Annotated in this window: 9 protein-coding genes; 4 read left to right on the forward strand and 5 right to left on the reverse strand. The window is 43.9% G+C overall.

What is annotated here, in order from left to right; all coding sequences use genetic code 11:
- Positions 1-110: 110 nt before the first annotated feature.
- Both mqo and NNL35_RS02295 read right to left on the reverse strand, forming a co-directional pair.
- Positions 111-1748: a malate dehydrogenase (quinone) gene (gene mqo / locus NNL35_RS02290; RefSeq protein ID WP_083835547.1), complete on the reverse strand. Its 1638-nt coding sequence runs from the start codon at positions 1746-1748 to the stop codon at positions 111-113.
- 136 nt (positions 1749-1884) lie between these two features.
- Entirely contained in the window at positions 1885-3078 is a 1194-nt protein-coding gene (locus tag NNL35_RS02295) for an MFS transporter (RefSeq protein ID WP_006676918.1), read from the reverse strand.
- 278 nt (positions 3079-3356) lie between these two features.
- Between NNL35_RS02295 and NNL35_RS02300 the strand changes: the two genes are divergently transcribed.
- Together NNL35_RS02300 and NNL35_RS02305 are read left to right on the forward strand one after the other, a co-directional pair.
- On the forward strand, positions 3357-3944 hold the full coding sequence (locus NNL35_RS02300; RefSeq protein ID WP_083835546.1) for a TetR/AcrR family transcriptional regulator: 588 nt from the start codon (positions 3357-3359) through the stop codon (positions 3942-3944).
- Between the two features lie 674 nt (positions 3945-4618).
- A complete protein-coding gene (locus tag NNL35_RS02305; RefSeq protein WP_040731271.1) occupies positions 4619-5251 on the forward strand; it encodes a sterol desaturase family protein in 633 nt (210 codons plus the stop codon).
- 122 nt (positions 5252-5373) lie between these two features.
- Here the strand turns inward: NNL35_RS02305 and NNL35_RS02310 are convergent, their stop codons facing one another.
- The 3 genes from NNL35_RS02310 to NNL35_RS02320 all read right to left on the reverse strand — a co-directional run bounded on the left by NNL35_RS02310 (position 5374) and on the right by NNL35_RS02320 (position 7761).
- Complete coding sequence (locus NNL35_RS02310; RefSeq protein WP_006676915.1) at positions 5374-6054, reverse strand: type 1 glutamine amidotransferase family protein; 681 nt, start codon at positions 6052-6054, stop codon at positions 5374-5376.
- 81 nt (positions 6055-6135) lie between these two features.
- A complete protein-coding gene (locus tag NNL35_RS02315; protein WP_006676914.1) occupies positions 6136-7098 on the reverse strand; it encodes a helix-turn-helix transcriptional regulator in 963 nt (320 codons plus the stop codon).
- Positions 7099-7173: 75 nt separating this feature from the next.
- The gene (locus NNL35_RS02320) at positions 7174-7761 is read right to left on the reverse strand and encodes a uracil-DNA glycosylase (RefSeq protein ID WP_083835550.1); all 588 of its coding nucleotides are present in this window, start codon (positions 7759-7761) and stop codon (positions 7174-7176) included.
- Positions 7762-9007: 1246 nt separating this feature from the next.
- On the opposite strand from NNL35_RS02320, the gene NNL35_RS02330 reads away from it, so the two are divergent.
- Positions 9008-11044 (forward strand): serine hydrolase domain-containing protein, encoded by a 2037-nt coding sequence (locus NNL35_RS02330; protein ID WP_006676911.1) that lies wholly within the window; start codon positions 9008-9010, stop codon positions 11042-11044.
- Between the two features lie 666 nt (positions 11045-11710).
- Positions 11711-13159 carry a serine hydrolase domain-containing protein gene (locus NNL35_RS02335; protein ID WP_006676910.1) on the forward strand — a complete coding sequence of 483 codons (1449 nt, stop codon included), beginning with the start codon at positions 11711-11713 and terminating at the stop codon, positions 13157-13159.
- Positions 13160-13222: the final 63 nt, after the last annotated feature.

Raw genomic sequence — 13222 nt, forward strand, 5'->3', positions numbered from 1 at the left:
CTCAAAAGAGGCCTCAATTCCTTATGAGGAAACGAGTACACCTGAAGGGGATATTGACAATGCGATTCATGTATTCCAGGAGACTAATTCATTTTTTCCTTTTGCTCGGTCTACATCACAGGCTGCAGTTCACTGTTGAGACCAAGCGTCCGCGCTTTTGAAGTACGAATGTCATGGATAAGCTCCGGATTTTCCACGAGAGACACGCCATAAGAAGGGATCATTTCTTTTATTTTCGGTTCCCACTCTTTCAGATGCTGCGGGAAGCATTTTTCGATGACCTCCAGCATGACGGAAACGGCGGTAGAAGCCCCCGGAGAAGCGCCGAGCAAGGCGGCTATCGATCCATCGGCGGCACTGACGACTTCCGTACCGAATTGAAGCGTTCCCTTACCGCCAGCAACCGTATCTTTGATGACTTGCACGCGCTGGCCCGCCACCAGTAGATCCCAATCCTCGCTTTTGGCGTTCGGGATAAACTCTCGCAACTCTTCCATGCGCTTCTCCTTGGATAACAAAACTTGCTGGATTAAGTATTTTGTCAACGAAAGGTTTTTTGCGCCCGCGGCCAACATCGTCAACACATTATTCGGTTTTACCGAACCTATCAAATCAAACATGGAACCGGTTTTTAAGAATTTTGGCGAGAAGCCGGCAAACGGCCCAAAGAGCAGCGATTTTTGATTATCGATAAATCTGGTATCAAGATGCGGAACGGACATTGGAGGTGCGCCAACCTTCGCTTTACCATATACTTTGGCATGATGCTGTGCTACCACTTCCGGATTATTGCACACCATAAATAACCCGCTTATCGGGAATCCTCCAATATGCCTTCCTTCAGGAATACCGCATTTTTGAAGCAAAGGAAGACTTCCTCCCCCGCCGCCGATAAAGACAAATTTAGCAGTATGGCGTTCAACTTCGCCGCTATCATTCCGTACTTTCAATTCCCATAAGCCATCGCTAGTACGTTTCATATCCTCAACACGATGTTTGTAATGGATATCGACGTTTTTATTCTTTAAGTGATCGAATAATATGCGCGTTAAAGCGCCAAAGTTGACATCTGTGCCGGATTCGATTCTTGTTGCCGCTATCGGTTCATTCAGGGTCCGGTCTTTCATTATAAGAGGAATCCATTCCATCAATTTTTCCGGGTCATCGGAAAATTCCATCCCTTGAAACAGGGGGTTGTTTGATAGCGCTTCAAAACGTTTTTTCAAAAACGCTACATTCTGCTCCCCTTCTACTAAACTCATATGAGGCAAAGGCATGATGAAGTCTTGCGGATTCCGAATCAGATTGCTGTTGACAAGATAAGACCAAAACTGCAGGGAAACTTGAAATTGTTCATTCACTTTGATCGCTTTGCTAATATCGATGGCCCCATCCGGCTTTTCGGTTGTGTAATTCAGCTCGCACAGCGCAGCATGCCCCGTTCCCGCATTATTCCATTCGTTAGAGCTTTCCTCTCCTGCGCTTGCCAGCTTCTCAAACACGGTAATTTCCCAGTACGGCGCTAATTCCTTCAACAATGTCCCCAAAGTCGCACTCATGATTCCAGCACCAATTAAGATAACGTCTGTTTCGGTTTGTCTGCTGCTCATTTTTACCGCCCTTATACGCTGATATTTGAAGAAAAGATGTAGTCGCTCCTGCCTGCTCCCCCTAACACAGCAAGCCGGAACGTGATCGGAATCATATACCTTTTCTATTATTGCCTGATCATAGTATACCACTATCATTGAAAGATTAAGATATTTACTATTATATGACAGTTACAAAGTAAATAAAAGCCAGTAAATTTCAGTGAGGCTTTTGCGGTAAAGGAGTGAGCAACCAGACCGTTAACCTGCAGGAGGTTAAATTCTACTCATAGACCTACTTCTTCTCTGTAGCAAAATAAAGTAGGGCAACGATCGGAAAAGCTATTCCAATCCATAACGCGGCACTCCATCCTCTCGTGGCGTATGCCCACCCCCCAATTGCGGATCCGATGGCACCGCCCAAAAAGAAAATAGCCATGAAAAGCCCATTCAGGCGACTACGAAATTCCGGATTCAACGAAAAGAGCGCGCGTTGTCCGAGCACCAGATTTGCGGATACGCCGGCGTCCAATAATATGGCCGAAACGACGAGAACGGCTATTCCGATGGGTGAACCCGTACGGATCATAAGCGGTAACAGAACAGAAATGACGACAGTAACGAGTGCAATCCCTGTTGCGGGTCTAGTCCAGCCGCGATCGGCCAATCGCCCTGCGACGGGCGCTGCTATTGCACCCGCAACTCCGACAAGCGCGAACAACGCAATGGCCTTCTGGGAAAAATGAAAGATCGGGCTAGATAACAGTAACGGAGCTGTTGTCCAAAATAAGCTAAAAGTCGCAAACACACATGCATGATATGCAGCCCGACGGCGTAAAATTGGAGTTGTTCGCAGCAAGTGCCACATCGAACCGAGTAGAGCTCTATAGTGTGTGTCTGTAGAAGGCTTTCTTGCAGGTAACACCTTCGACAGTACGACAGCCAAAATAATAACAGCTGTGGCAGACAAAGCGAATACGGCATGCCAGCCAAAGAAGTCGGCTACCAGGCTCGACAAAGGACGCGAGAGCATGATTCCAAGTAACAAACCACTCATGACGTTGCCGACCACACGACCGCGTGAAGATTCGGATGCAAGGTATGACGCAAAAGGTACGAGTACTTGCGCAGCCACCGACCCTAACCCGATTACAAACGAAGCGGCTAAGAACAACACGGCTTGTTTCGATACTGCAGTGATTGCAAGGGCAACCGCTGTGAGAAGTAAAGAGACGACAACCAGCCTTCGATTTTCAACAATATCTCCCATAGGTACGATAAATAACAAGCCGACTACGTAACCAATCTGCGTTAACGTCACGATAAAGCCAGAACTGTTTGCGGACAGCCCGATTGAAGAACTGATTACCCCAACCAAGGGCTGCGCATAGTAAAGATTAGCCACAATGATACCGCATGCGGCAGCCAGAAGTATGGTTAACCATGTCGGGATATCTTTCTCGGTTGATTGTTTTTTTAAAGCATTCATTTTAGGGCAGCTCCTTATATAGAAATATAATGTTCTACGGTGTGTAATTTCATTGCTTATCGGATATTTACAAGTTCATTCAACATTCTCCTCATGTTAGTTCCTCCTTCTTCGCATTTTTAAATACTGAACGTATAGTTTATAAATTTTATAACAAAATAATATACTGAACGTTTAGTTTTGTAAATAGGTAGTTTCAGCTTTATTTTTTGTTCATAATTGGTATACTGAACGTATAGTTTATTTTTATCGGCTAAGATATGTATTGACGAAAGGTGATGATTACAATGAAGGGCAAAAGAGGCAGGCCGCGTAATGTAGAGGCTCAAAAGTCTATCCTTTCCGCATCTTATGAGTTATTGTTGGAAAATGGCTTTCAAGCCGTCACCGTTGATAAAATTGCCGAACGTGCTCAAGTTAGCAAGGCCACAATTTATAAATGGTGGCCTAACAAGGCTGCCGTGGTCATGGATGGTTTCCTGCATGCCGCCACGGCCAGATTGCCCGTGCCTGATACGGGTTCGGCATTGAATGATATTCTAATTCACGCCACGAATTTAGCCGGTTTTTTGATAAGTCGCGAGGGGACCATCATTACGGAGTTATTAGGAGAAGGGCAGTTTGATTCGGGATTGGCGGAGGCCTATCGAGCTCGATTTTTCCGTCCCCGCCGACTTGAGGCAAGAAGTCTTTTGGAGAAAGGGGTCCAACGCGGGGAATTGAAAAAAAATCTCGACATTGGCATATGCATTGATCTCATTTACGGGCCGATTTTCTATCGCTTGCTTGTGACAGGCGAAACGTTGGACGAACCCTATGTGCAACATCTAGTAACAAACGCATTTGAAGGAATCCGTTCTACCTGAGTCGCATTTATCACAACATCCAACGAATATCGAACAAACATTTAGATGGTTTCATGTGCTATCCATGAACAGTCCCAAAGCCTTTGCGCTCCATGCGGTGGGATCAGTGCCGGGCAGGAACGTAGAGCGCCTTGGCCGGAGACTTCTTTCCCGCAGCTTTGGCGCTTTCGTTATCGATCGAAGTTCCACCCGCAGCGGGCGTATCGGCTCTTGGCTGGCGTGCTTTTTCGCGAGCTTAGACCTACAAGGACCAAACTCCAATATTTAGTGGTCTTACGGGTTGCATGCGTGGAATTCTTGAGTTATCGTTTCCCGTTAGCTTAACAAATATCTAAACTTGTAGGTCATTGACCAAAATTTCGCCCTACCCCGCCAACTTTCCATATCGCATTATGGAGAATGATGGGTGTACCTGTCGATCTCATGCCCCCCTCAAACCAATTACTTGAATGAGCATACATACCCTCCGTCTCAACGATTGTCATTATCAATGAAGTACGCCCTCTCCATTACAAATTCCACAGCTTCAATCATTCGATAACTAAAGTCCCAGTGATTAACCGGCAACACCTCCATATTTCCTGCATATTTATAGATCAGCTCGGCAAAAAGGCCGCTTCCCAAGAAACACGGAAACGTTGGCCCCAAGTAATGGCATTAAGGAGGTGTTTTCAATAAAGACGAAATATGTAAGAGAGTTTTTCTTTTTCCCCGATATCTGCATCATGAGCGGAATCTTCCTGGTCAGCTTTGGCTTTCTGATTCCAAGCCTCACAACCATCGGACCCTGGGTTGCTTTCGCCATAGGCATGGGCGCTTATGCCGCTACCGAGTATTTCACGCACCGCTTCCTTTTTCACCTAAGAACTCCGAAGAACCCCTTCTTCTTAAAATTACTTAAGCGTTTACATTATGATCATCACTCCAATCCAAATGACCTGCATTTATTGTTTCTGCCTTTGTGGTACACTCTGCCGAATATCCTCATCGCGGGAACCATTGCCTACTTTATTTCAGCAAGCCTCGTGATTGCAAATGCTTTTATCGCTGGAGTGATCCTGTTCCTCTTGTTTTATGAGTGGAAACACTATATCGCACATCTTCCGATTACCCCCGTCACCTCATGGGGCCGTTGGATGAAGAAAGTCCATTTATGGCATCACTTTAAAAATGAAAATTACTGGTACGGTGTTACAAACCCGGTCTTTGATCTCGCATTGGGAACCTTTCAGGACCACAAAAATGTTGAGCTAAGCCAGACTGCCCGCAACCTTGAACAACGCGATAGTAAGAAACTCGAACTGTAAAGAAAAAACAACCCGCCAAACGCCAAAGTTTGCGGGTTGCTTCTATAAGCGGTAATCGCATTTTTCTTCTGAGGCAGCCTCATGGAAAATCCATCTCGTCATCAATGACGCGAAACATTTCCCTAGTCCGCGCCGGGTACCGGGCGTCCAGTTCCTCCCCCTGTTGATTCGGTAAATTTGAGAGAATTCATTAACTCGAAGAAGTATTTTGGTTCATGAGTCTGATAGAGATTGAACCATGAATGTAATGTTTCCGGTGCAAATACATCCAGCACCTTCAACACATGCAGCGTAAATTCCAACGGAGCTATTCCTGATGCCGTAACTAAATTCCCATCAGTTACTGCTGGTTCCATTTCATAATATTTTTCTCCAGTATAATTGGGACAGATCATTTTCATATATTCTAGACTGTTGCTTGTATGCCTTCTTGAGTTTAGCAATCCCATCTTTGCAAGTCCCACTGTTGCACCACAAATCGCCGCAACAACAGTACCTTCTTTTAAAGATGCAGAAGCTTTTTTCAATAAAGGTTCGTGAATTGCTTCTGTCCAAGTATTTCCGCCCGGAAGAACTAAAACATCGGTACTTTCCAAAATACACTCATCAAAAGAAATACTAGGCAGTATTTTCAATCCTCCCATTGTAGTAACAGGATTTTTATCAATGCCTACAGCAACCACCTCTAAAGGCACTAATTCTTTTTTAAAATACCTTCCCGAGTTGAGTTCCGCAATTAAATAACCTACCTCCCAGTCTGACATCGTATCAAATACATAAAGATACACTTTTCTTGTATGCATAACAGCACTCCTTTTGTAAGGGATGAATCGATATACCCTAATATAAAAAAACTTTACTGACATCCTCCGTCAGTAAAGTTTTTAAGCTTGATAATAATCAATTAACTCATATAGAACCTCAATAAGTTTTTGCTTCAAACTTAGTGGTTCAATGACTTGAATAGATTTACCGTAAGGTAACAGTAAATACGGTACATATGTATGAATTGCTTCTTCTTCAAGTAGAAATACAGCTTTCTTTGAAGTTCGTTCTTTGAAATGATGCCCTAAAAACCAATGCTGGCATAAATTATCCAACGCACTGGTCGTACCGCCAACAACTAATGGCATAAGTCCTTGCTTATCTGCTGTTTCTGGAAGCAGGCTTTTCATAAAAAATTCACCGGCCGAAAAGGACGTTGGACGATTGAAGGTAATTTCTGTTTGAATAATACTGCGAATTCGCCCTACTCTAAAACTGCGGACTTCATTCCTCAGATGGCAAAATGCAATGACATACCAGTTATTATTCCAATAAATCATTCCATATGGATCAACCATCCTGCGCTTGGATTGCTCTTCACGATTTGTATGATATTCAATTTCTACAGATGATTCGTTTACTATACCTTGCTCCAATTGCTTCAATATTGGCTCCATAGATGATTTTCCAGTTGGACTTATGACTTCAAGCCCTTTTAAATGTTGCTTAATCCTTCTTTCCTGCTCTTGATTTGAATACATTGTTAGCTTTGATGTCGCTCGGTCTAATGCCTCTCCTAAAAAGTAGCCAGCTTCTTGGGCAAAAACAGCAGCATGAAGTAATGCAGTTTTCTCATCAACATCGAAAAGAAGAGGACTTTTAATAAAATTATTCAACAGGGTATACCCCCCATGATGACCTGTGTCCGATATAATCGGGACACCACTGGCAGAAAGCGCATCAATATAACGGTAAACCGTCCTTATATTAATCTCTAACTTTTCAGCTATTTGTTTTGCAGTAATTTTCCTGCCTGAATTCAACATCCATAGAATCGCCATCATATTATCAATTTTAGACATAATGCTTTACCTCAATTCATTTTGCTTAACACATTTTGATACCGCCAACCACCTACCACATAAAATGTAGACCGCTTATGTATGCGGTGTTGATCTTCCCTTCCACTTCTCCTTCAATGCTTTCAAATCCTCTACGAAGAACCTTAGTAAATTGGGTCTCCTTCTTACGGCAAGCGGGTGATAGGTAAAGCTGATCGGGATACCCTGAAACTCGTGCCAGTTCCCTCGCAATTCCTTGACACTCGCATTCTCCTTCTGTGGGAATATTGCTTCCGCCACGACATTCCCAAAACCAAATAATACCGACGGCTGCTTCTGCAGGAGCTGTAATTGTAGATGGGGAAGACATGCTGTTCTGGCCTCAGGTTTATTATAAGCACGCATCGGTCTGCATTTAAGCAAATAGGTGACATAAACCGAGTTCGTATCGATACCCGCTTCCCTCAAGCCGAGTTGGAGTGTTTCCCGGGTGCCGCACAAAAACGAATTTCCTTCCCGATCCTCGCGGGCTCCCGGATTATCCAGGATCAACATAAGCTTGGCTTTCGGATTTCCTTCACCCCAGATAACACGAGTCCGTTGCTTGGATAGCTCGCAACATTCACAATGCTGAAGGGCTTCGGGCGCTTGTTCTTCAGGCAAGATGACAAAGGGATGGTCCATTTCCGTGTCATACAGCTCCTTCCTTTCTTTCGCACGCAATGAATTCATTATCCCCCACCCAGAGCAAAAACTTGCCTTTCTTTAGGATACGGTTCCCCTGACTTATCTTGAGCGACGGCAATTTACTTGAATCAGCATTCCCAGTGTTCCCAGAATAATGGCAATAAGGAGGTATTTTGAATGCAGACTAAATATGTAAAAGAGAGAGTTTTTCTCTTTCCACGATTTATCCATGAGATGAGGAATCTTCCTGGTTAGCTTTAGCTCTGCTTCCGAGCCTGGCAACCATTGGATCATGGATTGCATTAGCCAGAGGCATGGCCGATTATGCCGATGCCGAGTATTTACGCATCGCTTCCTTTTTACATATAAGAACTCCGAGTCCATTTATGGCATCACTATAAAAATGAAAATTACTGGTACGGCGTGACAAACCCGTTTTTGATCTCGAATTGAGAACCTTTCAATCAAAAAAATGTCGAACCAAGCCAGACGGCCCGCAAACTTGAACAACGCGATAGTAAGAAGCTTGATCTGTAAAGAAAACAACCCGCTAAACGCCAAAGTTTGCGGGTTGCTTCTATTCATGAGCATCTTACTGCAATCTCTCGATCCGCCATCTGCTGCTGGGCGAATCCAGTAGATAAAGAACACAGTGTTTATGTTTATATGGAGCAGGTCCCACGCGCGGCAAATTGCGTGAACGAAGATTGGATCCTGCTCCCGAAGCCTACACCGTAGAAGAATTTCAAGGGAATCATTTTAATGAAGTACTGGTATATACCGCTAAAGCAATGTGTGTGATTTGATTCCCCACTTTTTCGTATTTACAACAACCTCAACTCTCCGCCTTACCACTATTTAGATACGGTTCACCTTAACATCTATAGAGCGAAATCAAAAGGCACCCGATTGGGTGCCTTTTGATTTCTTAGACTGAGTACTCGAAACTCTAAAAGAGATAGTATCTTCATTTCAACTAATAACATCATTTAGTAAGGGATCAAACTGTCCTACAAGTTAATTTGGAGGGAATATGATTCTCACTCTCGACAAGCAGCTGGAACGCAAGCTCTTTATCATGAGTATTTCAATATCGATTGAGATTGATGTTTGCGCGATCACGCAAATATCATGCGGCAGATACGGATTTGCCGTGGATTCCTATTTGATATATTAATATTGCTCAACATGGAAGCGGGCTACGAAATAGCCAACGCTTATACATTTCGAGGGGGAGAAATAGATGACAACCATAATTCGCAAAGGGTTCAAACCTGCTGTCCTTGCCACTGCAATCCTCATTGGATTGACTGCAATGACGCCCGACATACCGGTATATGCCACACAAGATCACAGCGCATCGGTGCAGAAAACAGCCACCGCTTCGAGAGAGGCCATTCCAATCACAACCGAATCGGTAGAGAGGTTTGCGGATTCTTATTTCTCGCGTCCCGATGTCAGGGAGCGGCTCAAAGGCGCACTCTTTCTTGTCGTCAAAGATGATAAGGTACTGCTCAATAAAGGATACGGATATGCCGATGTGGCCGCCAAGAAGCCTATTGACCCCGATAAGACTGTATTCAGAATGGCGTCAATATCCAAAGTTTTCACAGCAACGGCAGTCATGCAGCTCGTTGAGCAAGGCAAAATCGATCTGGAACATGACATATCCAAATATATGGCAGACATCACCATCCCTAATAAAACAGGCTTCCCGCTTAAGATGAAACATCTGTTGACCCATACAACCGGGTATAACTACACAGATGGTTCCGCAGCAGCAAGCCGCATATCTCTTGATCGCTATGTAAAAGAAAATATACCGACTGTCATACGCAAACCTGGAGAGGCCTACCGTTATGATAATATAGCTTTCGTACAACAGGGATATATCGTACAAAATGTATCGAAGCTCCCGTTTGAAAGCTACATGAAAGAGCATATATTTAAACCGCTCGGTATGAATAGATCCGATTTTACAATGAGTGCCGATGTCAAAGCAAATCTCGCCAAAGGCTATGATCCTGAAGGCAACGAGATTGCTCTCTACGATAATACCCCCTATATTGACCCAACCGGAGGATTATTCTCAACCGGAAGCGATATGGCCAAGTACATAACTGCGATGTTAAATGGAGGCAAGCTCGGGGACAATCGAATATTGAAGGAACAAACGACCCGGACCATGGAGTCCTTTCAATACGGCATTCATTCGAAGCTGCCTGTAATGTCATATGGGTTCGAATCTTTCCTTAAGCACCTTCACAATGGAGAGGTTGTCATCGGGAAAGGCGGGGATCTTGCTGGAGCTCATTCCTGGATGTGGATGCTGCCCGAGCACAAAGTAGGCGCGATGGTTATCGTGAACGGCGAGACGATAGATCCGAGAATCGAACTGTTCGCCGCCTTCATGCAGCAGTTTTATCCCGATCAACGCTCTGCCGCAACGGCTCAACTTAAACCGGCACAGAAACAGTTGACTCGATTTGAAGGCACATACAGAAACCTGCGGAATCCGATGGCGATCTCGAGTATTACGGCAGGTAAGGACGGTACAATTACGGTAAAAGATCAGATGGGTACTCATAAGCTGAAACAGCTAGAAGCTTTATTGTTTCAAGACGAGGACGGCATGACAGCGGGCTTTAAAGAGGATAGTAACGGGGGGATCAACTACTTCTATTACAACGCCCCAGACAGTTTTTTCGAGAAATTGCCAAACCCTAAGCAATACCGTGACGTACCTAAAAATCATCCGTATGCCTCTTCTATTTATCTGGTAAGAAAACTTCAAAATGTAAGCGATGACGGCCCAAACACATTCAGACCTAAAAAAGCTATAACCCGGGCGGAATTCATTCAAATGCTGGTGCAGATTGGCGGATTTCAATTAAGCAAGCAGCCTGTCCGATTCACCGATTCGGTGGGCCATCCGCTTGCACCGGAAATTCAGACAGCCGTTGAGCATTTAGGTGTCGCAGGATTACAGGACGGACGTTTTGAACCGAATCGAGCGATAACGAGGCAGGAAGCTGCTTTATTAGCATGGAGATTTGCGCAGACGTATAGAACGGACCAACCGCAAAAAGCAAAGCTACGTGGCAAACAACCATCATCTTGGGCCCGGGATGCCGTACAATTTGTTGCTGCCGCAAAACTGTTTGGTCCTGAAGTAAAGATTGGAGCGAATGGAGCGATAAATTATGAACCTATGCGCCCAATGCTTCGCCAAGAAGCCGCTGCGTTGTTAGCCGGGCTTGCCGTACCGTCGGGATCATAAGGGTGGCGTGCTCACAGCCCAAATCCGTGCTTGAGGAATTGAACGCATCACGAAGCACAAAGAGGGAAAAATTAAACGGGTAAAGGGACGAATACTAACCCCCTACCCGTTTTCTTAGCCCTACTTATGGTACGGTTCACCATATCATCTATAAAGCGAACTTAACTCCTATCAAAAGAACTCGTCCATAAGGTAATAATCTCCCATATTATTATTGTTTTTCGGAAATCGCCTCAAAATGCTTGACTATCAACCTTGTTTACAGTTGGAATATCACCGAAAAAGGTCGACATCAACACAATTGGAGTCTTCTGAGCTATTCAAGTTTGACTAAATGCAGTGTTTCTATCTGACTGTAGCAGTAAATAAGTGCATCACAAAGAGATCGAGCTAACCTTTGATGAGAAGATTGAGGAATACTTCCAAACTATTGCCCCTTCCGCTAATGAAGCAGAGGGGGCTTTTTGTGTTCCTAGCAAAATAGTTCGTAGTAAGTAGAAGATTATGATAGCAATCTAATTTTTTATATCGTATGATTCTTCACATACAATAAGATTTTGCAATAATAAGCTTCATAATATATATCTTATTACACTTTAGGGGAATAAGGCGTACTGCGGATTATTTATATTTTCCGTACGGGAGTTTTTTGGGAATGGAGAGACTATGAAAAAAATTATTGTCTTTATGATTGCATTACTTATACTGTTCACCGGATTCGCAACACCAAGTTATGCATTATCAGATTCGCAATCTGATTCAATACAAACATTGTTGGATGATGCAAGCCGTATATCAGGTGTACCGGGAATGTCAATCTCAATACTTGTGAACAATGAAGTGCTCTACTTTTCTTCCGGGTACGCAGATCGTGAAAAGGGACTGCCGGCAAGTGAAAATACTCTATATGAGCTGGCTTCGGTAAGTAAAGCTTTTACCGGCATGGGTATTCTGCTGATGGAAGAACAAGGAATGCTGTCAATGTCAGACTCTATCCAGAAATATTTGCCTTGGTTTACGTTAAAGTATCAGGGGAAACACGTTGATATGCAAAGTATGACACTCAATAACTTTTTACACCATACTAGCGGCTTAACAAATGGCAGTCACAGTCAAAACATTCCACAAGGCAATACGCCGGATATGTTGCAAAAAACCGTAGAAATGCTCGTAGATTCTGAATTGTCGTTCTATCCTGGTGAGCAGTATAATTACGGAACTGTTAATTATGACGTATTAGGTCTGGTTATTGAGATTGTGTCGGGACAAAGCTATGAAGAATTTATGAAGGAACAGGTATTTCAGCCACTGGGTCTTCACCAGACGTATGTTTATAAAGAAGATGCTCAAGCCACCGGACAGTTGGCACAGGGCTACCGTTCTTCCTTTTTTATGACAACCCCATATAACGCGCCGGATTATTCCGGGAATAAACCCGCAGGCTACATCATTTCTTGTACAAAAGATATGGCGCGTTGGATGGGCATACAGATGGGTATTGTGCAGGACATACCCGAAATATTCCATACGGTTATCGAGAAATCACATCAGGGTGATAGGTCTGTTCCGGCTGTCAACGAAATGTATTATGCGGCGGGCTGGTCGGTAAACGCCAACCAAACGATGATAGAGCACCCAGGGGGCAATCCCAATTTCGGAACCGAAATGGTCATACTGCTAAATGAACGAATAGCCATCTGCTTGCTGACCAACGGCGAAAATATCAATAGAAGCATGGTACTAAAAGTTAAAGATATATTAGACGGCAATCTGACGCAGTCATATGGAATAAGCGGCACACAGCTTTTGGACATCATTTTGTCGTCTACCACAATTATTCTTTGCCTATTGGCTGTTCTGTTCTTTCTCTTAGGATTACGCAGAAGGAAAACGAATGAGCGGCAGCCAATGACAAAAAAGCGAATAATCGTAACAGCTATTTTGCTGATTGCTACGATTGTCCAGTGTATAATATGCTATGCATTAGATTGGTCAGAGATACTTATTTGGCGAACATATAGTGTTCTTACAGCTTTGATTTCGTCGGCATTATTAACAGCAAGCATTACATGGTTTGTATACACTCACCGATATAATGCCTCGCTCCGAAAATAAGCATTGCATTCGTTCGCCTTATTGAAAAAACGCGAAGATTTCTTTAAATGAGAGAACAATATC

Source organism: Paenibacillus dendritiformis (assembly GCF_945605565.1).
Taxonomy (GTDB): Bacteria; Bacillota; Bacilli; order Paenibacillales; family Paenibacillaceae; genus Paenibacillus_B; species Paenibacillus_B dendritiformis_A.

Coding starts and splice junctions, on each gene's coding strand:
- NNL35_RS02295 (WP_006676918.1), bottom strand. CDS start 3,078: ATGAATGCTTTAAAAAAACAATCAACCGAGAAAGATATCCCGACATGG.
- mqo (WP_083835547.1), bottom strand. CDS start 1,748: ATGATAGTGGTATACTATGATCAGGCAATAATAGAAAAGGTATATGAT.
- NNL35_RS02330 (WP_006676911.1), top strand. CDS start 9,008: ATGACAACCATAATTCGCAAAGGGTTCAAACCTGCTGTCCTTGCCACT.
- NNL35_RS02320 (WP_083835550.1), bottom strand. CDS start 7,761: ATGGACCATCCCTTTGTCATCTTGCCTGAAGAACAAGCGCCCGAAGCC.
- NNL35_RS02315 (WP_006676914.1), bottom strand. CDS start 7,098: ATGTCTAAAATTGATAATATGATGGCGATTCTATGGATGTTGAATTCA.
- NNL35_RS02300 (WP_083835546.1), top strand. CDS start 3,357: ATGATTACAATGAAGGGCAAAAGAGGCAGGCCGCGTAATGTAGAGGCT.
- NNL35_RS02310 (WP_006676915.1), bottom strand. CDS start 6,054: ATGCATACAAGAAAAGTGTATCTTTATGTATTTGATACGATGTCAGAC.
- NNL35_RS02335 (WP_006676910.1), top strand. CDS start 11,711: ATGAAAAAAATTATTGTCTTTATGATTGCATTACTTATACTGTTCACC.